A 23,487-nucleotide genomic window follows, 5' to 3' on the forward strand; every position below is an offset into this window, starting at 1 on the left:
AACAGTGTTCTCAAATAATAGTGTAAAAAATGCCTGGACTCGACATGCTTTACAAAACTTGCCGAAACCCCAGGGTCTGTGAAATCGTTTCTGCTTCTTTCTTAAGTAAGGCAATATACTGTTTAAACAATAAATCATCTACCGTTGAAATCAATGATGATATGCTAATCGCTGCTACAACCGAGCCATTATGCTCGAAAATAGGTGCTGCAGCGCATCGTACGCCCGGTTCGTTCTCCTGATTGTCAATGGAATACCCTTGCTCCCTTACCAGAATCAGCTCGTTAAGGAATGCCTCAATCTCCGTAATCGTCGCTTCTGTAATCTTGGAGAAATGGTAATTCCGAAGGAGCTTATCGATCTCTTCCTTTGTTCTAAAGGCAGCCAGCACCTTTCCTACCGCGCTACTGTGAAGTGAAATTCTGCGGCCTATTCGGGAATAACGGATCGCAGCCTTTTCCCCTTCCACTTTATCCAAATACACGCCTTCCTTCCCATCAAGAATAACAAGATGGGTTGTTTGACCTGTCTGCTCCGACAAAGCAGCCAGGTGCTTTCGGGCAACTGTACGGATATCTAGGCTTTGCAGCATAAGCTGTCCCTTTTCCAGGAGCTTTAACCCTAACTTGTACCTTCCCGTTTCTATATCCTGATTGATGTAACCGTGTAACTGAAGAGTTTTCAATAAGGAGTGTATCGTACTCTTGTGAAGCTCCATTCTTGCGCTGATTTCTGTAATTTTCAGCTCAGTCGTATGCTCGTCGAATAAGTCCAATATTTTCAATGCTCTGTCCAGCGCTTGAATAATAGGCATGGTATCACTCCTATCTACAAGTCCATAATAATCTTTTACAACCATACAATCAAGATTAAGTTATTATTTATCACTAATAAATGCTTTTGCATTTGAAATAATTGTGTGAAGCCATTTCAGATGATCTGGATTTCCTTTCAGATCGTATTTGTGGGCTACATGCTGGAAGCCTTCCTTGGCCAGGTTAAGCACGTATTACGAGTAACGAAGAGAGCTTAGGGAGTCGAGGCCATTGAAGAACCTGTAGTTTTTAAGAGCAATCTAAAAGATACGCATAAAAAAATGACTTTCATTCCCAGTTTTTATTGGGGCGAGGGTCGTTTTTTCATTCTGTTCAGGCTTTGTCGCGCCAATCAGCGCTGAGCTTACACATGGCTGGCGAAGCACCCATGCAAGGGCAAGTTGAACGAGCGTGATGTCTAGTCCAAGTGCAATTTGCTCTAGCTCATGAACAGTAAGCAGGACGCTATTGTTAAGGTAGCTGTTGATGACGCCATTCACGGAGTTGTTGGCTGCACGGCTATCGGTAGGAAGCGGTTGTCCTAGCTTGTATTTACCGGTTAAGATTCCTTGGGCTAACGGGGAGAAAACGACCTGCCCCAGTCCATTTTGCCCAGAGACGGGAAGCACCTCACGCTCAATATAGCGCTCAAGCATATTGTAGATCGGCTGATTGGAAGTCAGCCGTCTTAGGCGCAATCGACCGCGCAAAGCTCGATCAGTTTTTCCAGTCCTTGAAATGCTATTTCTTAGAACGCTAATCGTGCATTCAAGCTGATTACTTAAATTTACAAAGCAAAAGAAAACACCCTGGCAAATAAAAGAATATACCGGAACACGGAAATGGATGTGTTAGAAATGAAATGTAAAGTATTAAACGGTTATGCACAAATCGGTGATATTATAACAGTTGTTAGTTACTGGGACCAAGAACCATTTTTATATAAAGTTATAGGATTTCAGAATTAGGAGGGGTGAATGAGGATTTCCCAGGCCTTCTGCGGTCCTTCTAAATTTGGACATATCCTTCGTCCAATTCGACGTCCGGCGTAACACATTAAAAAAACGACTGCCCTCAAACAAATCATTCGCTTTTAAAAAAATAAGTGTTATATCAAAAGAATCATACAAACGTATATTTTGTATGATTCTTTTTTTCACTACTACTCCTCGAAGAGTTGTATTTCTCACGTTTTGATGGGATTTTCATGCCGCAAGAATTTATTCGGGGTAATTACTTGTAAGAAACCTTTGACTTATCAAGGTTTCTTAATAGGGAACTTCATGTCGTTGTACTTCAACTTTTTTTAACGACAAGAAACTATACCCATTAGCGACAAGATTATCTCGACAATGCACATTCATTTTATTTATTGGACATGAAAATACCTCTAATATAAGCAGCTAGTAATGTGACCATGTGTCGCTCGCAGCGATGCTACCGAAGCTTAGCTATTCTTCCGAATAAATGAAAAGAGCAGTAGCCGCCACTGCTCCCTAATTCAATGATTTAATAGTTCAATATATTTTTGACAAATAACAAGACAGTACCAAACTCTCCGTGTCAAATGGAGTCGTATGTTACTTGGGAAAAAACATTTGGAAAAGGTTGTACGAAATCATAGATCGGAAAAAATCAGTAATATCTATATAAGAAACCTCATTATACTTCATCTCGTGTGTATGTGAAGATTTATGCCAAACTTGACGAATCAAGCTGTCGACACCAAGATGTGGTGTGCCGACACCGAGTGTAAAGGTGAGCTTAGGAAACGTTGATCACCACCTGCGCCTCTTTCATAATCGTATAGGTGCGTTGCTTCACTTCTTCTAGCATCAGCTGCTTACTCGGATATTCGTTCGATAAAACATCCCGATTTTTAAAAGGAAATTAGTTGTACCGAAATTTTACCGCCCAGATGGCCCAAAAATGTTCGGTATGGACGCCTCGAGGTTATAAACTCCTCCAACAACGGTCTCGAAGACGACGACTCCATTCTCCTGCCAGACATCGACCGGTGCTCCGTTAGCCGTTACCGATACGTTGATGCTGCTACGCACCTTGCATAGGGCAGCGGCTTTACAAGAAACAACCCGAGCGAATTTTAGAGTTCCTTCCGCCCACTCAATGTCGACCGAGAAGCCGCCTCTGGCACGAAGACCTGTCACCTTCCCCGAATGCCACACCTGTGGTAGCGAAGGCAAAAGATGTATCTCGCCGGCATGGCTCTGAAGAAGCATTTCAGCGATCGCAGCCGCACCGCCAAAATTTCCATCAATCTGGAAAGGCGGATGATTGTCGAAAAAATTTGGTAGCGTTGAATGCGTGAGAAGCGCGATAAGATTGTTCAACGCTTCCTCGCCGTTCCTAAGTCTAGCCCAGAAATTAATGATCCATGCTCGACTCCATCCGGTATGGCCTCCACCGTTCACCAACCGCCTCTCCAGCGTGCGAAGTGCCGCTGCCGCCAGTTCGGGTGTGCCATCGGGCGTGATCTGGCTGCCGGGATACAAGGCAAATAGATGGGAGATGTGGCGATGACCCGGCTCCGCCTCTTCATAATCTTCATACCATTCCTGAAGTTGGCCGTGCCGTCCAATTTTCTCCTGAGGAAGCTTCATCAGTACCCGTTGCAACTCCGGTCCTAGAGCCTCACTTTTTTGAATGCCGAGTATCCGTTCGGACTCTTGTACTGCTTTGAATAGTTCACGAATGATCTGCGTGTCCATCGATGGTCCGGCGCATAGTACGCCCGATTCTCCGTTTGGAAGGATATATGTATTCTCCGGTGACACAGATGGGCAGGTAACCAACTCACCGCCCGGAGTTTCCACGACGTAATCGATCAAGAACAACGCAGCTTCCCGCAAGGTTTGGTATGCGCTGCCGAGAAACTCCACATCCATTGTAAATTGGTAATGCTCCCATAAATGCAGCGAGAGCCATGCGGCTCCCATCGGCCAATAGGTGGAGGGTAGCCATGTATCCTGTGGAGCAGTATCCGCCCAGATATCGGTATTATGGTGAGCAGTGAACCCCCTGCAGCCGTACATGACGGACGCCGTATGCCGGCCGGGCTCGCGCATCCGGTCCAGCAACTCAAAGAGAGGCTCGTGACATTCGGAAAGCGCGCACGATTCCGGCGGCCAGTAATTCATCTGCGCGTTGATGTTGATCGTATATTTGCTGTCCCACGGCGGAAGGAATTGCTCGTTCCAGATGCCCTGCAAATTAGCGGGCAGCGAGCCAGGCCGACTGGAGGATATGAGCAAGTAACGGCCGAACTGAAAATAGAGCGCAAAAAGGTCGGGATCAGATTCTCCACCGCTGAGCCTGTCCATGCGTTGTGATAGGCTCATGCGTCCGATTTCCACGTTTTTCGTAACCATCGACAGCGATACTCGTCCGAACAGTTCGCAATAGTCGTCTATGTGGTGCCGATATAGCGCTGCATAACCGAGAAGAACGGCACTCTCCGCTTTCTCCCTTGCTTCCCCCAGCGGATCAAGGAAACGGAATGTAGTTGCGGCGGACAGAACAAGTGTCACACTACTTGCATTCTCCACGACCAGGTGCTCGCCGACTGCTTTTACCGTGCCGTCTTCAGCTGTTGCTCTCAGCACTACACCATACTGGCTGCCCCCTTCACCACCGCAATTCCCGCTCATCCAGATCGCGTTGTTTCCCTCTCGTCCGGCATTGTCAGCGTACCGCCAACGGCCACGCTCCAGACGTGAGGTGAAACCGATTGCACCAGACCGATTTGCTGTAAGCCTCATAATGATTGCCTGATCAACGTAACTGGCAAAGAACTCGCGTCTAAATAAAACGCCGCCCTGACTGAAGGTGACCGAAACGGTGCCTTTTTCCATATCAAGTGTACGTTCGTAATTATCCGGTTCGCCGTCTGGAAGAGAGAAGTCAAGAAAAAGGTGACCGAGAGGCAAATAATGCCGCTGCGATTCCGGCAAACCGGACAACGCCAAGACAGCGAGCCTCTCAGCTTCCTTCAACTTTCCTTCAAATATCAAACGTCGGATTTCCGGAAGATTTGCCTTTGCATCCGGGTTATTACGGTCCCGTGGTCCGCCGTACCAGACGGAGTCCTCGTTTAATTGCAATCGTTCCAGTTGAGTCTGTCCATACACCATCGCTCCCAGCCTGCCGTTACCGATCGGCAGTGCCTCATCCCATTTCGTAGCCGGACTCTTAAATAACAACTTAAGATCTGTCAACAACTATCCCCTCCATCGGTAGATTCAGTCACTCCATCCTCACGATATGCTCCTGGAGTGATACCCGTATATTTTTTGAAAACCTTCGTAAAGTAATGCTTGTTCTCAAACCCAACCCTCTGTCCGATCACATTTACAGGAAGATGCCAGCGAGCTTTCAGCAGTTTCTGCGCTTCTCTGATTCGCAGTGTGTTTAAATAATTTACAAAGTTATCGCCTGTTTCCTTCTTGAACAATCTGCTGATATAGTGCGGATGAAGATTCATTAAATCCGCAAGATGCCCCAACGAAAGGTCTTGCATGTAATGGCTTTCCATGTAAAGAAGGATCCGTTTGGAATGAATAGTGTAATCCGAATCCGAGTCGGGAGGTAGATCCTCTGCAATTCTCGCCAGTAGATTCGCAATTTCATTCTTGTCGATCGGTTTCAATAAATAGTCCACGACGCCTACGCGCAGCGCTTTACGAACATAATCAAAATCTTCATATCCAGTCAAAATAATAAATCGATCACACAATCCGCCTTTTCGAGCTTCCTCGATCAATTCAAATCCGTTCCTCTCCGGCATATTCAGATCCGTAACCGTGACATCCGGCAAATATGCCTGCATGACCACAAGTGCCTCAGACACGTTATTTGCCACACGAACTTTCGTACCAGGAGGCGCCACTTCATTAACAACCTTCATAAGACCCTTCAGAATCAGTGGCTCGTCATCGACAATCAGTATTTTCATCGTTTACTCGCCGTCCCTTTTATCAATTATGATGGTCAGGCATGTGCCTTTACCCTGTTCGCTTGTAAGTTCCAGCCGAGACGCGCCACGATAGAAAGATTTGATACGCTCGCTGACATTATAGAGCCCTAGTCCTCCTCCCTCACTCAATGGTTTCGTCTCAATGTCGCGATACAATTTACTTTGGATGGTGTGCAATCTCTCTTGTGGGATGCCTGCCCCATTGTCAATAATGTAGATCCGGGTTTCATCCACGGTTTCTTCTGCTTGAACCTGAATATGAACGGGCCGAATCACAGTTGACGCTCCGTGAACAATACTATTCTCAATAAGAGGCTGAAGCATGAATCTCGGACATGCAATTTTATCTGCATTCACATTAACATTAATTTCGTAGGTCAGCCTGTCAAGAAGCCGCATTTTATGAATGTTGAGATAAAAGGTTACCGTCTCAATTTCCCTCGCGAGCACCGTTTCTTCCTTTTGAGAAGACAAGCTGTAGCGCATCAGTTTCCCGAACCAGAACGAGATGTTCGCTACCTCTTTGTTATTGGCGATTTCGGCGAGCATCCGGATCGTTTCCAGGGTATTATACAAGAAATGCGGCTTGATCTGCGCCTGAAGCACTTGATAGGCAGCTTCTTTATTTCGTAATTCAGCGCGATGGACGTTGTTGATAAGCTCATCCATTCGGTTGATCATGTTATTGTATGTGTTGATGAGAAATCCTATTTCATCTTGATTGTCATGGCGGTTGACAATCAACTTCATATTATCGTCACCAAGATTGCGCATATGTCTTGCAAGCCGAAGGATGCGCTTTGTGATGGTTGATGCAAGCAGATAGTAAGCAAAGGACAAGGCTGCCAGAAAAGCGAATATTGTTAAGATCAGTACAGCTTCCTTTTCTTTTACAGCGCGAAATACTTCTTCTACCTTCCCCATAATGACGATTCGAACCCCAAGTTCCTTGATATCCAGTTGATTCACGATCGTTTGCCTAGTGATAACGTAAGCATTGCTTTCATTCGCTTCTAGCAGTTTCAGTGTTTTATCATCAAGTCTCGATGTAGCTTCTCCATTGACCAATGGCTTGCCGATCTCAGACAGTAAAGAGGACTTCCAGTTCCCTTCAACCCCTGCTGCTTTATAGAACCTATGAATCAAATCGCAGTTGATACGTATCTCTAGAAGTCCAAGTTTCTCGGTTATATTGTTATTATAAATATTCTGATAATAGATTAGCTGTGGTTCCGGAGCTTGTGGCTCGAGCAGTGTCCACTTTCCATAACCCGGCTTCAACGAAAGGGAAATCTCGTCAGCTTCTCCCCCTTGCAAGGATGTGTCGATAAACCGATCGGTGATTGTGAGTACCTGTTGCTTTATCTTATAAATTCTCAGCGATTCTATCTCCGGGTTGGAAAAAAAAGATTGTGTGAATATCGGATTGATATAACGCGTATAAGCAAAGATACTCTCGGCGTCCGATTCATAAAGGCCATCCAGATAATCAGTCACATATGGATTGTATTGTAGGAGACGATGGATGGATTGTATTCGTGTTAGATCTGCTTTCATATTTGCGTATGCTTGTTCCAGTATCTTTTGCCGGCTTTCAACGAATTGCTTCGTCAGATTTCCATAGATTTGATTGTAGTAGTAGTATCCAAAAACGATGACTGGAATAAAAATCAGTACGATGTAACCAACAATAATTTTGCGGACTATGCTCATGATCACAGATACCTCTGCCTTCAGAATTTCCTTATAACCATATCATGAGCAACCAAAATCCGGTAGAGGCATAATTGCCCCTACCGGTTACCGTTTGCTTACTTGAATAAATCTTTCCTTTTCTGGTAGGTCTCATTAGCCCAATCAACGAGTTTTTGCAGTCCGAGCTGCTCTGCATTCTTGACCATGTTCTCGTAGTTGGCCATCGCTTCCTCTTCGGATTTGGCTAGATATACCTTGACCTTCTCGTTTTTGATCATTTCATCAATCTTGGTCCTCATTGTTCTCTCTTTTGAGTCCGGCCCTGCCTGAATCAGGCCAAGCTCCGGCTTATACTTGGTAATTTTCTTGATTTCCATGAGCGATTGGGTCGTCATCGTACCCGGTACGTAGCTCCATAGCCCTTCCGTTATGCCATCGTTATACAGATACCACCATTTAATCCCATTGCTTTCGACAAATTGGGCGTTATTCGGATTATACTTCAGATTCGGATAACCTTCTTCGTTCCAGGTCCAATGTTCTCCCTCGATTCCGAACATCGTGAGCTTCTTACCTTCGTCGGTTGCCAAGTACTGCAGCAATTTGATCGACTTCTCAGGATTTTTATTTTTCTTCGTAATGAACGTACCTGCGAAGCCAACCCCTCCGCTGATAATTTTCGCATCACTCGACAGAGAGGTCGGCAGCATCTTGAATGTGAAGGCGCCCCCTTCGCGCTTGACCACGGCATTGTCGCTGTCGGCGACACTCACCGTATACATGTGGGCAAACGCTTTACCGCTTGTCGCGTACTGATCGTCGATCTTATCGTTGGCGTGTGCGAAGTTTTCCGCCATGATGTAGCCGCTTCGGTATAGCTTGTTCATAAACTTGAAATATTCCTTCATCTTCTGATGGCGAATGAAAAAGTCTACTTTGCCTCCTTGTTCGAACCAGGGACTGCCAAAGGTCGCATCCACGCCAAACTGCATCAAAAAGTATTGCTCGATCCATTCCTTGTCCATAATAAGCGGTACCATGTCTGGATACTTGTCCTTAACCATGCCCAGCACGTTGACGAAATCGTCCAGCGTCTTAATGGGTGGGTTCCCGAGTTGCTTCAAGATATCCTCACGTACGGCAATGCCCGGATTGCCGTTGTTGCCCAATGCGTATTTATTTGCCGCCCATTCTTCCTGAGTTGCGAAAGCATTGCGGATCGTGTAGAAGTTGCCGTCATCCATCGTATGGATTGCAATCCGCGTCTTATCAATCTTAAAGTCAGGCGCATACTTTTCGATCAGCTCATTCCAGGGATAAGACAGTTTCGAGTCAGACAGCCGGCTAACATTTCCATACGTAAACACTAAGTCCGGTAAATCTCCCGATGCAATCATCAGCGGCAATTGCTTGTCGTCCGTTGCTACTGTCACCTTCAACTTAACTCCCGTCTTCTCGGTGATTTTATCAGCGATCGGACCTTTCCATTCCTTGACAGGGTACCATGGTGCATCGATAAACAGTGTTAGCTCCTCCGCCGAATTCCCCACGGAAGACGCGTTGTTCTTTTCGGCTCCCTGGTTTGTATTCGAGCCACTGTTATTGACCTTACTGCAGGCGGACAACAGCATCAGAACGAGTACAAATGCCAGTGCCGTGACAAGTACTTTGTAACCTTTTGTTCTTTTCAAGACGACCCCTCCAATGTTGTTGATTTGTATATTAAAGCAAATGCTTTAATATCGATGCAAGCTTTCATCCTTTGACAGAGCCAAGCATGATTCCTTGGACGAAGTACTTCTGCAGGAACGGGTATATGCACACGATAGGCGCTATCGAGACAACCATCGCCGTCACCTGAAGCGAGAAGCTCGTTACTCCCGACGAGGAGCCGTTCGCGACTGCGAGCGCATCCATCGGCGAATTGAACTTGTTGATGATTTCCATCATGCGGTATGTGAGCGTTCGCAGGCTCTCCGATTGTACAAAGTAAGCCGAATCCAGCCATGAGTTCCATTGACCTACGCCCATGAACAAGGACATCGTCGCGATGAGCGGCATCGAAACCGGCAGGACGATCCGGAAAAAAACGACAAATTCGCTCGCGCCGTCCATGTGAGCGGATTCCATCAGTTCGCCGGGTATCTCACGGAAGAACGAGATAGCAATAAGCAGGAAGAAAGTACTGAGCATGGACGGGATGATATATACACCGAACGTATTCAGTAAACCGATCGAGCGTAGCAATACGTAGTACGGAATGAGGCCGCCGGAGAAATACATCGCGAAAATAATAACCGTGAAGTAAAATTTGCTGAATAACAGATTCCGATGTGAAAGACCATAAGCAACCAGACATGTAAATAGAACGCCCAGCGTAGTACCCAGCACCGTTCGGGAAACCGTAACCAGAAAAGCGCGAAACCATTTTGGATCTGCCAAGAATGTTTTGTAATTTTCTAAAGTAACACTTCGGGGCCACAAGTATACGCCTCCGAGAAGCGAATCGGATCCCCTGTTGAACGATACGATCAGAACGTAGTAGAACGGATACAACATGGTGAGCATGATGATGAGTAGAACCACGTAAATCATGCTGTCTAGAAGAATGTCCTTCTGTTTTTGGTTATGGAGCACGAACGTTCCTCCTTTCACTAGAATAGGCTTGAATCCGACTTTCGCTTGGCGATGTAATTGCTGGAGAAGATCAACAAAACCGAGATGAAGGATTGGATCAGGTCGATGGCTGCTGCGTATGAGAAACGACCATCCCGTAGGCCGACTTTAAACGCATAGGTCTGAACAATCTCCGAGGTTGGATTGTTGATGGTGTTCCCAAGAAGATACGCCTGCTCGAAGTTCGAGCCGACCAGACCACCGCCGAGAATACTGCCAATTGTGAGAATAAGGACGACAATGATCGTTCCCTTCATGCTTGGAATCGTAATGTGGCGGATACGTGCCAGTCTCCCGGCACCGTCGATTTGCGCCGCTTCGTATAGAGCCGGATTGATGCCCGTGATGGCCGCCAGGAAGATAATAGTCCACCAGCCCATCTCCTTCCACATAGCACTTCCGACCGCCAGTCCCCAGAAGTAGTTCGCATTGGTCAGAACATCGAGCTGCTTGTCTATGAGACCAAGTCCCAATAGCGCCTTGTTCACAAGTCCGACGTCTGCTGATAGGAAGAAGAAGGCGAGGCTGACGACGACAACCCATGAAATGAAGTGAGGCAAGTAGCTGACGGTTTGCACTAATCGTTTGAAGGCCATGTGTTTCACTTCGTTAAGCATGATCGCAAAAATGATCGGTGCGGGGAAGGTGAAGATTACCTTCAGCAAGCTCAACATGAGCGTATTGCGAACGATGGTTCCGAATTGGTAATCATTTACGAATTCGTCGAAATATTTTAAACCGACCCATTCGCTGGTGAAAATGCCCTTAATGCCGGATGAGATGCTGTAATCCTTAAACGCCATGATGATGCCGAACATAGGCGTGTAGGAAAAAATCAGTAAGAAAATCATCCCTAGCCCAACGAATAAATGAAGCATCTTTTGCTGTTTAAACCGCTTCCATAAAAGCGCTTTCTCACCTACTTTGGCTGAAGGTCTTGCTAGCTGCGTATCTAGTTCCATGTTCGTTCCTCCCTTAATCCCATACTACATCCCTGCAGTACTCACCGGTAAGCCAAAATTTTTGAGAAAGCGTTGTCAATTTTTGATCTGATCTCATCAGGTATATATAACGGACTTTGCGGAGAAATAATAACATGGCCAAACTTTTGGAACAGCTTGGCCATGCTGAAGTTGTCGGAGTTACCCGGATTAGCTGACATCGTCTTGCCTGATTGTGAGTGGCTCACCATGGTAAGAGATCGTGCATTGACCGGCTTCGCCAGCAATCCATAAGCCTCGTTCCATTGGATCTCAATTGTGACAAAAGCTCCTTCCTCGTAACCATAACTGTCTCCCTCATCCTCATAAAAGATGAATATAGCATCCTTGCCGGGATAAACCTTCAAACGAATATCCCCTGCCGGATGTTCGTCAGCATACTGGATATTCGTTCCCAGCGGAACGATGGATCCTGCACGGACATATAGCGGCATCGTCTCTAGGTTGGCTTTGGATTTTATTGTCCTTCCGCCCTCCGTACGCTCGTCCGTCCAATAATCGTACCAATCGCCGACGGGAAGGTAGACGTTGCGGTACTTGCTTACGCCGTGAAGCTTACGGGATTCCGGACCGTAATACATCGCTGTTGTGACTGGGCAAACTAGAAGTGCTGGTCCGAACATGAATTGATCGTCTACGTTATGCGATTGCACATCTTCCCGGAAGTCAAATGCCTCTATGAGAAATAGCGCCTCCAGAGAATAGATGTACGGCATTAACTTGTATCGAAGCTTTAAAAATTTGACCATGATATCGTATATCGGCATGCTCGGGGCAGATCGCAGGGTCGGCTATGATGTTACGAAGATTGAAGACGTATACGGACGCAAGCACGCTCTTTACTTGGCTTATGTTGGATGGCGGAAGGTGCAGACCGATACGAACACATATTTCCCCGCTCGGACTGCCGAAAGAGTGAAGGCGCTTGACGGTGCACTCCAGATTGGTTGGGAACCGCGCTACGGCATAGATGACGTGCAGGATGACGAATACGTCCGCCGTTTCGCACGTGAAGCCAAGGCCTCCGGCATTCCGATCTTCCTACGGTATGCTTCGGAGATGAACGGAGCATGGGTGCCATGGCACGGAGAACCCCAGAAATATATTGAGAAATTCCGTCTTATTCACGACATTATGGCCGAAGATGCTCCAAATGTAGCTATGGTGTGGTCTCCTAATTTCTGGCCGCCGGATACGATCGATGACTACTATCCAGGGGACTCTTACGTGGACTGGGTCGGTTTTCCCTTGTATAGCACCCCCTTCTCAGCAGGTCAAGAACAGCTAAAGGGCACCGTTATCGATACCTTCGCCCCTCTCTACGACCGCTATCGTCATAAGCCTATTATGATTTCAGAGGGAGCTATTGCTCACACGTATTTACCCACTAACAAAGCTTACTGGAGCTGGGCGGAAAGCCAGTTGGGGTACATGTACGGTTTGCTGCCGCGATTGTTTCCTCAGGTTAAAGCCATCACATACTTTAACTTCAGCCGATCACAGGCGGTTCGAACGAACGGAAATTACGTGTACGATATCGGGGAGAATCCATTCATGGACGGGTTTTATCAAAGACTGATAGCATCAGATTGGTTTTTAAGTAAAATCGAGCCGGGTGTGGATCCAATTCAATACCGCTATACGCCATTCCTAGGTCGTTCTCTTCCTACTGGGAAACAAAACGTTCTTGTATATCCTACGCTTGAGAATGAGCTGGGTGAACCCCCATTTGCAATCGCCATTTACCAAGGCAATCAGTTTCTTGGCGTCAGTTATGAGGCTCCTTGGGAAATAGAAATTCAAGTAAGTACTGAATCGGGCTCAGAACCTTGGTACGCGTTGGCTTACAATGCCAAGATGGAAGTAACTGCTATCAGCACGGGTGCTTACAAATAGTGCAAAGTGAGACAGGGCCTTCATGAATAGCGATCCCCCTGATAAGAAAACAATAACAAAAGGTCAGTCTGCAAAAGCAAACTGACCTTTTGTTATTCAGCCTATAGTTCTCCGTTAGCGTAACGAATCATTGATTCATTCATCGAAAGCTTACAGGTTCTTTCGTTTAACGTATCGAACGACCCAGAAAATTGCTGCATAAACCGTGAAAGTAATCACAACCAAAACCGGATACACGTATGGATCAATATGTATCACGACGAAGTAAGTGCTGATTAACCAACTACGTTTGTTACTACTTCGATATTGCCACGGGTTGCTTTAGCATATGGGCAAACCAGATGGGCTTCCGCGACGATTTCCTCAGCCACGCTTGTTTCTACGCCACTTATAGTGATGTCCATATTCATGGCTAGTACATAGCCGTCGCTCGCATCCTTGCCAAGCGTAACATTAGAAACGATTGTTATACCTTCCGCTTTAATATTCTTTTTTCTAAGAATAGTACCCATCGCACCTTCAAAGCATGCGGCAAATCCTGCAGCGAAGAGTTGTTCTGGATTTGTTCCAGCTCCGTTACCCCCTAATTCCTTAGGATATCTCAAGTCCAAGTTAAGATTGCCATCATTGGAAACAGCTTTGCCATCTCTTCCGCCTTTAACGTTTACAGTAGCCGTATACAATTTCTTTTCCATTTTTACCATTTCCGAAACTCTCCTTTTATTACTGGATTATTTTATACTTTTTGTGCGCTGATAAACCAACTGCGTTCGGTACTAATTCGATATTACCACGGGTTGCTTTGGCATAAGGCAAACTAGATGGGCTTCCGCGAACGCTTTCCACAACCACTCTGATTTATATGCCCTCTGATAGCGATGCTCATATTCATGGCTAGTACATAACCACTCGCATCCTTAAATATAGTACCCATCGCACCTTCCAAGCATGCGGCAAATTATGCGGCGACAGTTGCTCTAAATTTGTTCCAACTCCAATAGCTGGTTTAACTACTCTACCGTAAATGGAGTAAATCAAATTTCGAAAGCTGTTTTTGGTTTATGAAAATCGAACTCATCATGACTGTTCATCAAAAAGCTGGACATACGCACCGTAGCCTCTTTCTTCAAGTTCATGCTTCGGTATAAATTTTAAAGCCGCTGAATTAATGCAGTATCGTACTCCCGTTGGTTTGGGACCGTTATTGAACTTGTGGCCAAGAAATGAATCGGCATTCTTGCTTTTAACCTCGGGAGCTACAGACACAAAGCCATAGCTATTTTTCACAATCAGATTGTTGGGCTCCAGTGGTTTTGTGAAATTTGGCCAGCCTACACCTGCATCAAATTTGTCCTTCGAGCTAAACAGCGGCTCGCCGGAAACGATATCCACGTAAATGCCTTGCTCGTTGTTGTCCCAGTATTCGTTGTTAAATGGCTCTTCGTCCACCCCATGTTGAGTGACCTCATATTGGAGTTTGGTCAGCGTTTTCAGCTTTTCTTCCTTATTAAAACCTTTTTGAATGTTCACGTTTCTGTCACTCCCCCAGATTCTTTCTAAGCTTGCATCGCGGCCGGAGCCGAGCAAATTGATTTTGAAACTGATCGGGTTATTCTTGAAAAAGTTTTGATGCTCTGCTTCCGCCTTGTAAAACGTCGATGCAGATTCAATCTTCGTTATAATCGGTTTTTTGAACCTTTCTGAAGCTACTAAAGCATCTCTGGACGCCTCAGCCAACTCCTTTTGTTCATTGTTTTTATAAAATATGGCGGTTTGATATTCGCTGCCGCGATTAGCAAATTGTCCCTCTGCGTCCGTTGGATCAACGTTTCGCCAGAAAATTTGCAGTAGTTTATCATACGAAATCTGATTCGGGTTATATCGAACTTCCACCGATTCGAGATGTCCCGTAGTTTGAGACCCCACTTCTTCATAAGTAGGATTTTCTTTATGGCCTCCCGTATAGCCGCTTTCAACGCCTAACACACCATCAAGCTTCTCAAATACCTCTTCCATCAACCAGAAGCAGCCACCTGCAAAAATAGCCGTTTCGTCTGGCGTGTTCGAAATTTCATTCGTTGTTGTCATCGCATCTTGAGCTTTCACGATGTCTTTTTTGTGATTTGAACTGAAAAAGGAGTAACCAAGAAAGACAAGTAGAATTATGGACAGCGCCATTAATTTGCGGTTTGTTACCTTCATGTTCCCTTACACCTCCGCGGTACATATTTGGATAGCGTACACCCTAGTCTCTTAATAGTTCAGAAAACAAATTACTTCATACAAAGTTCCAACCACTAATGTAATAACAACAACCACAAGGACGAATCGAACCGTTAAGCCAAGTATTTTCACGCCTATCCTTCTTTTGTTTTCATTACTTAGATTTTAACAAGAATAGCGCGCATGCAAACCTGTGGAAAGTCATGTCTTTACATCAAAAAGAGCACAACATTTGATCGCTAAAGCATGATAAATTTCATGCTCTATGCCAAAAGTCATGCTCTTTCAATTATAATAGATGGCGAACTGAGAATAGCGCAGCTTGCGTTCTAAAATACTCGTATTGTACATCAGTATCAATAAAGATTTTACATAAGAAATTGTTTAGATCCATGACTTTACTCACCACTCTTTAGAGAAATTCCAGCAAGATTCCATAATAATAAATTCACTAACTTACCGTATTATCCTGCCCGTTAGTTCTGAAAAGGCCACCGATCAATTCCGCCCGCTATCGCCAATTGCAGGAATGGCTATAACACATGTTAAGTCGTCAAACAAAAAAACGGGCTCTCCCACTAACTCGGAGTGCCCAATCATATAAACAAAAGGTTAGAATTACAGCAGAATCAAGATAGCGAACGCAGCGCTTCAGGGGTGAAAGGCTTCAGCTCGTCAAGCCGGCCATCGCGGACCTTAGCCGCCCATGCCGGATCAACCAGCAGCGCACGGCCGACTGCAACCAGATCGAACTCTCTATTGTTAAGCTTGTCGGTCAAGGTATCCACGTTCGCCGTACCTGCGTTTTCCCCTCTAAACGAAGATAGAAACTCATTATCCAGACCTACGGAGCCCACAGTGATTGTAGGTTTGCCGGTTAATTTTTTAACCCAGCCTGCGAAATTCAGGTGGGAACCGGCGAACTCCGGTTCCCAGAAGCGGCGGGTCGAGCAGTGAAATACATCAACACCCGCTTCTACAAGCGGCGCAAGGAATTTGGCCAGTTCATCCGGATTGGCTGCTAATTTCGCCTCGTAATCACTTGATTTCCATTGCGATATCCGTAGTAGGATAGGGAAATCGGGTCCTACCGCGCGACGGCAAGCCGCAATAATTTCAGCCGCAAAACGGGTTCTTTTCACAAGGTCTCCGCCATAGCTGTCGGTGCGCTGGTTCGTTCTCTCCCAGAAAAACTGATCGATCAAATAGCCGTGGGCGCCATGAAGCTCAATCCCGTCAAAGCCGATCCGTTTGGCATCCGCCGCCGCTTGTGCGTAAGCGGCAACAACGGAATCGATCCTTTCCTGACTCATCGGCTCATTGACTTTTTCCCCGGTCGCGAGATCCAAGCCTGAAGGTCCGATCGGCAGCTCCTCCGGGTTCGGAACGGCTCCTACCTTACGGTCCGTGCCGATATGCCATAGCTGCGGCATAATCAGCCCGCCGGCTTCATGTACTTCCGCGACGACGCGAGCCCAACCCTTTAGCGCTTCCTCCCCATGGAAATTCGGAATATTCGGATTATTGGTGGCAGCCGGATCATTGATCAGAGTACCCTCCGTAATAATAAGCCCAACACCGTTATCAGCACGGCGACGGTAATAAGCGGCCACATCAGGACCCGGCACTCCTCCTGGAGAGAAAGCTCTCGTCATTGGAGCCATGACGACCCGGTTCTTTAGGTTCAAAGTTCCAAGCTTGGAGGACTCGAATAAAGGTCCTAGCTTGGAGGCAGGTTGGATTTTTTGATTATTCATTTTAGCATTACCTCCATTATGAATAAATTCTGATTTCATAAGCCTTGCCACTTAAACTGTCATGTAAAATATTACAGTTATTGAATTTACTATACCATACTTTCTCCAAAAGCACTACTTTTTACTTACTGTTTTCTGCATACCGCAGCCGCGGTTCTTGCGTCGGTGTAGAAGGAAAACAAAGTATTAGACTGACCTTGCCGATCCTAGGCGGCCATTTTAATATTTAGAACGTAAGGTCCCGTAAAATAAGTATTAGACTGACCCTGAAATAGAAACAGCGACAGTTATGGACAGGAAAATAAAGTCCTAGACTGTCGCAGTTTTATTCAACTAACGTTCTCCGTTAGCTTAATCGACTTCTGGCATCTAGGCCCGAATGGACCGATGCGTGAATACAGTTCCGTATAGTTAACTCTTGGTTTGAGCCAGCATTTTATCAACGGTTTTACTCATCTGATTTAAAATAAACTGAGGTGCAACACGACTCATAAACTTCAGCGCACTGCTCTGGCCCGGCAGGATCTCAAAGCGATCCTTTTCCAAACCCTTGATTGCGTACCTAACCATCTTACCGGCATCCATTGGCTTTACGCCTTTGATCTCGTAACCATCAAGAGCTTTAATTAAAGGGGTCTGAATAGTTGGAGGCGCTAATTCAAACACTTTAATATTCGTATTTTTTAGCTGCATTCGCAGTGATTGTGTAAAAGAATGAATACCGGCTTTCGTCGCACAATATACCGGCAATACCGGATAAGGAACAAATGCAAGTGCGGATGAGACATTCATAATCGCAGAGGATTTCTTCGCCTTTAAATGCGATAAGAATTGGTTCACCATCCGGATCGAACCGCTGAGGTTAATTTCAATCTCGCTACTGATATCCTCTAAATCAACCTCTTTGGTATGAAAGTTCAATTTACGCATAACCCCAGCGTTATTGATCAGAAAATTCAGTTCTGGAAATTGACTGGTTACTTTTTCAAAAAGGTCGGAAATGGCCTTTGGATCACTTACATCACACTGAAATGTGTAAACGTATGGAAGTTTCTTTTTTGCTAGATCCAGCTTGGACTGATCCCGCCCGGTAATAATTACGGTGTTCCCAAGCTGAACGAGCTGAGTAGCAAGCTCGAATCCAATCCCGGATGTTCCACCCGTTATAAGAATTGTGTTGGAATCCATTTTCATAAAAATCAATCCTTTCTCTATAAATGATTGATTCCGCTCGAACGAATGTGCCCGGCGTGGTTCAAAGCGTCGATCGACAACCTTCAACTTAAATCATATCGATCGCTAATTGATCAATGGTTTGTGAGATAGGCATATCGTTCGCCGCCTTCGGTTTTGAATGTTTTTTCATGCTTCTCATCGAACCACCAATGATTGCCGTCTTTCTCCAATAATGCATCGGATTCAATCCCACTATGCATAATAGTGTATACACACTCTTATTAAGCAAAGCATTTCTCAAATTTCATCAACAATTTGGGGTTCCCTTTGATCCGAAGTTTTCTTGTCAACAATGCCGCAGCCACATTTTTTTCCTTCGCCACGATCTTAAGCCACGTTTTGCTATCCACCGTAATCTGAATATCCGGCTTGCCGTGAAAACCGTCCCTAATCTGGAGCTTATTGTCACGGATGTCGATTGTTGTTTGTTTCGTTTCATCTCCGGTGAAAGTAAAATGATAGGTGCAGTTTAAACCCGACGCCTGCTTCGGCTGGAATGCATGAGGCATCAGGGTGATCAAAAGGCGGATCGTGTTCGGCCTGAGTCCATTCCCGACGCGTTTTACCGTTTTATGGGGAAAACGTTTCATGACATACGCTTCCGCATCGGAGCCCGGGGTTACATAGATCGTCTCCTCTTTGGCCTGCAACGGCTTTAATATATCATTCATGAACCCTTTACGGTCTTTCAGAAACGGCCCGATCACATCATCGCCCGCCGGACAAACCGATAAACAATAAGCCGCTTTGTAGTTAGCCCCGAAACTCAAACTTTGCCACCAGGAAGTCGTTTCGGTTATCGGTACTTCATTCCGGTACTCTTTGAAGTTCTTACTGTCCACGACCGTTTCCACAAAGTCGCTGAAACCGCCCATAAACTCACGATAATTGTGCGTAGCGCATGAAGAAAAATTAAATTGTCCGTCCGCACCGATCGCGCCCACAGGGCAGGCAGATACGCAAAGCTTGCATTCCAGACACGGGTTGTAGTCAATCGGCCGGTCTTCCTTGTTGACCCGGGCATCGATCATAACGGCGCCAAGCAGAATGAAGTTTCCGAATTTCGGATGAATCACGTTGCGATGGATGCCCATATGGCCTAACCCTGCCGCAACGGCAACAGGCTTGAGCGATACGACCCAGGTCTTGCCGGGAAACTTATCCATCTCCATCGGGAAACCCATTGCTGCATTTAAAGCCCGTATTCCTCTCGCTTCCAACGCGGACACGATATGATGGGCTGTCTCAGCTACCTTATCGCCGGTATGATGAAATTCAATATTGGCAAGGGATCGCGCTGGTGTGCGGATCGGTTCTCGATTCATTCTGGCAACGAAACTGATCATCGTCTTAGCATGCGGAAATACGGACAGAATGTCATCACGCTGATCATCCAATTCGGAGCGTTCAATGGATATAACCCCGACATCGTCAGCTCCGGCCTCAAGACACAATTCACGTATCCACTCATAATCAAGCGTTTCGTTGTCAAGAGTGGCGGATTGCGCAGAGGATTCGTAGTAACGCACAACTGTTGGATGTTTTTTCATATCGGCCACTTTCATCTATCCTTTCTCATTAAGTGTATATACACCTTTTAGGTGAAAAAAAATTAATCTCGCCTATTCAGCTTAACGATATCAGACAATTGACCAAGCAAACCTTTATAAGGGTCATCGCCCATATAGTCTCGAATACGGATTTGCGCCTGTTCCCATAACGGCAGCGTACGCTTAAGCAGGTCCCGGCCGTCGGGTGTCAGAGCAATAAATCGTTTCCTGCGATCCTCCCCTTCCGTGATCGACACCCAGCCCTGTCTCTCAAGCGGCTTGAGATCCCGTGGCAATGTGGTCCTATCCATCAGAAGTATTTCGGAGAGAGATGTAATGGTGACAGACCCGGCCTGTTCAAGTGCCATAAGGACAGACAATTGGGTTGCCCGAAGCCCGACTGGTCTTAAATATTCATCATATAAACTGGTAATGAACCGGGACGCTTTTCTTAAATTCAAGCAAGCGCACTCTGCTGTATAATCGGTCGTCCCTGAAAAATCTGAAGTTGAATTATGTTCTCTCATAAATATGAGTATATACACATATTGTGTCGACGTCAATCTTTATAATCATCTTAAACCTGAACGTATCCTTTTTTATTATGTACAAAGAAGCGGCTGGAAATATCCCGCCGCTTTCTTCTTTTACAATTTGTTTATGAAGCATCGTACCCGTTAGCGCAATGTTTGCTATTCGTACCCTTAACCTTTTTTCTTACTTGCTCTCATGAAACGGACAGCGATCACTACGAACACTAATGCAACTACAACAATGTACACATCAATATCCTGTTCAAACATAAACCACATCTTGTGTTCTACGTTTACTTGTAGTATTGGTCGTAATCCTTCACCGAACAGTTCAGTTACTTGCGTAGGGTTGCCTTATTTCAATTGTCGTGCTGCACGAACTGCTGCTTAATTCGCCATCCACTTCGCTAATGTATATTAAGTATTTATTCCCTTCCTTGAATTCATAGCCCCAGGTGTAATCAGTTGCTACAATAATTTGCGAATCAACTTCAGTAATCCAACTTCGTTCAACTTCAACTAAAATATATCTAATTTTCTCTTTTGTCCCCGAAAACCCCTCTTGCTTCAAGTCCACCTTTATTTGCTTAACTTCACCGTAAACAGCTCCACCAAACATTTCTAAAGCTGCTTGGGGACTTCCCACATCAACGCACGACAAAGCTTTAACATCTTGTTCATTTGAAAAAAAGAAGACCATTGTAAAAGCCATTATCAGGGAGAGTAAACGTTTCAAATTATCCACCTGCTCTGATGATCTCTATTTCTTAACATCTTTATTGACTCCTCCAGCAGTCAGAAAGTTGCGTTAAACTTGCCCGTTACTTGAATGAACAAAAATAGGAGTTGCCGCGAGTAAATTTCGGTTTACAAAAACCTTTCTTCAGCGTATATTAAAATCATCAAAAGTTTCCCTAATGCAAAAATGTGTACCTATGTTTAAAGTTATTCCATAGGGAAACATAGGGGGAGTGGTTTAACAAAGTTGCAAACAGTGCACAATTCTTTTCTGGTCGAATAATGATGACCAAATACGTATTTTGGAGGGATTTTTCATGATGAATTGGTTGCGAAACAGTATGACGGCGGCAGGACTCTTGACTGTGTTACGGCTGTATGTGGGATGGAAATTCATCTCAGCCGGGTGGGGAAAATTATCCAGCGACAAGCCGTTCGATGCTTCCGGATTTATGAAGGGAGCGATTGCCAAAGCGGGTGGAGAAAAGCCTATTGTTCAACAATGGTACGGGGACTTCCTTCAAGATTTCACCCTGACGAATGTGGATGTTTTTAATTTCCTGATCCCATGGGGCGAGTTTCTCGTTGGTCTTGGCTTGATCACAGGTACTCTCACCACGTTCGCGGCATTCATGGGCATCTTCATGAACTTCAATTTTTTGTTTGCCGGGACGATTAGCCTCAATCCGAACCTGATCCTCATCCAATTTTTCCTCTTGGCAGCGGGGATGAACGCGGGTCGCTTCGGCGGGGATTACTGGGTTATTCCTTGGGTTAGGAAATATGCCCGAAAACTTTCTCGGAACGGGCAATCTTCCATACAATCCCAAACCACTTAGACTAAATAAGCTGCAAAAACTTTACCTTTATCCTAAAATATTAATACTTACTTTCTGTAATTGATCTCCAATTTCAATTATTTCATTTCATTCAGATGTATCAGGAGATTGACGTATAGGATAATAAGTTAAAAAGCCTAATCGATATAGGCTTTTTTTACTTCCTTATTTATACGCACAAGCACTCTCCTTTTGGTAAGTAAATGATATAAATATGCATACTTTAAAAACTTGTTAAATAGAGATTTCACGGCAGGTAAGCCGAATGACAAATGGGTTACCGACGTCACACCGTACCGTGTGGGAGATCAGCGACTATATTTGTCGGCCATCAAGGATCTATACGGCAACGACATAGTCGCATTTCACATCAGCCATCGTAACGACAACGAGTTAGTGTTAAAGACGTTTGACAAGGCCTTTAAACAACACAAAGACGTGACTGGAGTGATCGTTCATAGCGATCAAGGATTACAGTTAGCTAAACAAGCTGACACCGATAGAATATCGGCGCCAGCTTGCAGCATAGGGCTTTTTTTCATTGTCTACAATTTGGGGTCTTTGACCATCTTGTACAGGGGGCTTTCTTAATTATGATTTAACAGCTTGATAGATAAATCTCTGATTACCGCCGGTCGGCTTTTTTTCATCGTCAAAATCTGCGAAAACGATTACATTTGAAAACCCAACGCTCTCAAGGACGTATTTAAATTCCTCAACTCCATACCAGCGCAATGCAAAACGCTGCAGTTCCGTTTGGACTAATGTCCCATTACGCCACTTTTCATATTTCAAGTAACTTACTCGGTATTGATTAAAGAATAAATCAGCTTCAATGCACTTGCTTTCCATCGTGATTATATCACCGTTAGGCAAGTGGTATGTTACGAATCCTCCCCATCTTCCAAGCTCGGAATTGTTGTATTTGTTGTCTGGCAAGAACAAATCGAGGATCAACTGCCCGCCTGATTCCAAATGATCGTACAATCGGTGTAAAACCTGCAACGACTCTTCCCGTTGTTCAATCAACAAAAATGAGCCCGCGGGAATGATGATTGCCTCATACTTGTGCGGCAAAGAAAGTTCTTGTAAGTTTGCCTCATATAAGTTGGGAGTTAGTCCGCGTTCTTCACAATGACTTCGGCATGAAGCCAACATTTGCGGGGAATAATCCACGCCGTCTACAATCAAGCCCAATTCAAGAAGAGGAATGATCACACGTCCAGAGCCAACCATGGCCTCCAGAATGCGCCCATTGCAATGCTTAAGCTTTTCGCGATAATACTCAATGTCTCCGCCTAATGATTGCCCAATTTTCTTGGTTAGGTCATAGACCTCTGTGCATAGTTCACCGTAATTACTGAAAGACATATATGCTCTCCCTCCGTGATTTGGGCTTTGCACGGAGGAGAACACTGCTAGTGATTATCCCTTCCGCACCTCAAAAATAATTGCGTTGCCAACATATTTAATATTTTTCACGATAATCACTCGCTTTCTAAAAGGATACCTTTAGAATACATCGCAGAAAAAAA

The 23,487-nt window shown here is 45.2% G+C and carries 20 protein-coding genes and 2 pseudogenes; 3 read left to right on the forward strand and 19 right to left on the reverse strand.

What is annotated here, in order from left to right:
* Positions 1-49 precede the first annotated feature (49 nt).
* The 10 genes and pseudogenes from QFZ78_RS04965 to QFZ78_RS05005 all read right to left on the reverse strand — a co-directional run bounded on the left by QFZ78_RS04965 (position 50) and on the right by QFZ78_RS05005 (position 11,929).
* Complete coding sequence (locus QFZ78_RS04965; protein WP_307545922.1) at positions 50-814, reverse strand: IclR family transcriptional regulator; 765 nt, start codon at positions 812-814, stop codon at positions 50-52.
* Between the two features lie 75 nt (positions 815-889).
* Positions 890-997 (reverse strand): annotated as a pseudogene (locus QFZ78_RS38405) (IS1595 family transposase); the annotation flags it as partial.
* A gap of 78 nt (positions 998-1,075) precedes the next feature.
* Positions 1,076-1,516, reverse strand: a pseudogene (locus QFZ78_RS04970) (aldo/keto reductase); the annotation flags it as partial.
* A gap of 1,206 nt (positions 1,517-2,722) precedes the next feature.
* Positions 2,723-5,050, reverse strand: coding sequence for a glycoside hydrolase family 95 protein (locus QFZ78_RS04975; RefSeq protein WP_307545924.1), 2,328 nt, complete (start codon positions 5,048-5,050; stop codon positions 2,723-2,725).
* Positions 5,047-5,787: a response regulator transcription factor gene (locus tag QFZ78_RS04980; protein WP_307545926.1), complete on the reverse strand. Its 741-nt coding sequence runs from the start codon at positions 5,785-5,787 to the stop codon at positions 5,047-5,049. Before QFZ78_RS04980 ends, QFZ78_RS04975 begins: the two co-directional genes overlap by 4 nt.
* Positions 5,788-5,790: 3 nt before the next feature.
* Positions 5,791-7,521, reverse strand: coding sequence for a sensor histidine kinase (locus QFZ78_RS04985; protein WP_307545928.1), 1,731 nt, complete (start codon positions 7,519-7,521; stop codon positions 5,791-5,793).
* Positions 7,522-7,619: 98 nt separating this feature from the next.
* Positions 7,620-9,194 carry an extracellular solute-binding protein gene (locus QFZ78_RS04990; protein WP_307545930.1) on the reverse strand — a complete coding sequence of 525 codons (1,575 nt, stop codon included), beginning with the start codon at positions 9,192-9,194 and terminating at the stop codon, positions 7,620-7,622.
* 64 nt (positions 9,195-9,258) lie between these two features.
* Positions 9,259-10,098, reverse strand: a complete 840-nt coding sequence (locus tag QFZ78_RS04995; protein ID WP_373460401.1) for a carbohydrate ABC transporter permease — start codon at positions 10,096-10,098, stop codon at positions 9,259-9,261.
* Positions 10,099-10,157: 59 nt separating this feature from the next.
* Entirely contained in the window at positions 10,158-11,141 is a 984-nt protein-coding gene (locus tag QFZ78_RS05000; RefSeq protein WP_307545934.1) for an ABC transporter permease, read from the reverse strand.
* A gap of 41 nt (positions 11,142-11,182) precedes the next feature.
* Entirely contained in the window at positions 11,183-11,929 is a 747-nt protein-coding gene (locus tag QFZ78_RS05005; protein WP_307545936.1) for a DUF5110 domain-containing protein, read from the reverse strand.
* Here QFZ78_RS05005 and QFZ78_RS05010 point away from each other — a divergent pair.
* Positions 11,928-13,076, forward strand: a complete 1,149-nt coding sequence (locus QFZ78_RS05010; protein WP_307555493.1) for a glycoside hydrolase family 26 protein — start codon at positions 11,928-11,930, stop codon at positions 13,074-13,076. The genes QFZ78_RS05005 and QFZ78_RS05010 overlap by 2 nt on opposite strands.
* 275 nt (positions 13,077-13,351) lie before the next feature.
* Here QFZ78_RS05010 and QFZ78_RS05015 read toward each other — a convergent pair whose 3' ends face one another.
* The 8 genes from QFZ78_RS05015 to QFZ78_RS05050 form a co-directional block, all read right to left on the reverse strand.
* Entirely contained in the window at positions 13,352-13,780 is a 429-nt protein-coding gene (locus QFZ78_RS05015; protein ID WP_307442810.1) for an organic hydroperoxide resistance protein, read from the reverse strand.
* Between the two features lie 373 nt (positions 13,781-14,153).
* Complete coding sequence (msrA, locus tag QFZ78_RS05020; RefSeq protein ID WP_307555495.1) at positions 14,154-15,164, reverse strand: peptide-methionine (S)-S-oxide reductase MsrA; 1,011 nt, start codon at positions 15,162-15,164, stop codon at positions 14,154-14,156.
* A 764-nt stretch (positions 15,165-15,928) separates the two neighbouring features.
* Positions 15,929-17,056, reverse strand: a complete 1,128-nt coding sequence (locus QFZ78_RS05025) for an NADH:flavin oxidoreductase (RefSeq protein WP_307545938.1) — start codon at positions 17,054-17,056, stop codon at positions 15,929-15,931.
* Positions 17,057-17,467: 411 nt separating this feature from the next.
* Positions 17,468-18,250 carry an SDR family oxidoreductase gene (locus QFZ78_RS05030; RefSeq protein ID WP_307545940.1) on the reverse strand — a complete coding sequence of 261 codons (783 nt, stop codon included), beginning with the start codon at positions 18,248-18,250 and terminating at the stop codon, positions 17,468-17,470.
* Positions 18,251-18,338: 88 nt separating this feature from the next.
* Positions 18,339-18,470 carry a hypothetical protein gene (locus QFZ78_RS05035; protein ID WP_307545942.1) on the reverse strand — a complete coding sequence of 44 codons (132 nt, stop codon included), beginning with the start codon at positions 18,468-18,470 and terminating at the stop codon, positions 18,339-18,341.
* Between the two features lie 43 nt (positions 18,471-18,513).
* Positions 18,514-19,857 (reverse strand): SCP2 sterol-binding domain-containing protein, encoded by a 1,344-nt coding sequence (locus tag QFZ78_RS05040; protein ID WP_307545944.1) that lies wholly within the window; start codon positions 19,855-19,857, stop codon positions 18,514-18,516.
* Between the two features lie 47 nt (positions 19,858-19,904).
* Positions 19,905-20,303 carry a MarR family winged helix-turn-helix transcriptional regulator gene (locus QFZ78_RS05045; RefSeq protein WP_307545946.1) on the reverse strand — a complete coding sequence of 133 codons (399 nt, stop codon included), beginning with the start codon at positions 20,301-20,303 and terminating at the stop codon, positions 19,905-19,907.
* Between the two features lie 403 nt (positions 20,304-20,706).
* The gene (locus QFZ78_RS05050) at positions 20,707-21,111 is read right to left on the reverse strand and encodes a hypothetical protein (protein ID WP_307545947.1); all 405 of its coding nucleotides are present in this window, start codon (positions 21,109-21,111) and stop codon (positions 20,707-20,709) included.
* 319 nt (positions 21,112-21,430) lie between these two features.
* On the opposite strand from QFZ78_RS05050, the gene QFZ78_RS05055 reads away from it, so the two are divergent.
* Both QFZ78_RS05055 and QFZ78_RS05060 read left to right on the forward strand, forming a co-directional pair.
* Positions 21,431-21,952: a DoxX family protein gene (locus QFZ78_RS05055; RefSeq protein ID WP_307545948.1), complete on the forward strand. Its 522-nt coding sequence runs from the start codon at positions 21,431-21,433 to the stop codon at positions 21,950-21,952.
* A gap of 231 nt (positions 21,953-22,183) precedes the next feature.
* Entirely contained in the window at positions 22,184-22,543 is a 360-nt protein-coding gene (locus QFZ78_RS05060) for a DDE-type integrase/transposase/recombinase (RefSeq protein ID WP_307545949.1), read from the forward strand.
* On the opposite strand, the gene QFZ78_RS05065 is transcribed toward QFZ78_RS05060, so the two are convergent.
* Positions 22,544-23,323, reverse strand: a complete 780-nt coding sequence (locus QFZ78_RS05065; RefSeq protein ID WP_307545950.1) for a class I SAM-dependent methyltransferase — start codon at positions 23,321-23,323, stop codon at positions 22,544-22,546. It abuts the gene before it with no gap.
* Positions 23,324-23,487 lie beyond the last annotated feature (164 nt).

This window comes from Paenibacillus sp. V4I5 (assembly GCF_030817255.1).
Lineage (GTDB): Bacteria > Bacillota > Bacilli > Paenibacillales > NBRC-103111 > Paenibacillus_E.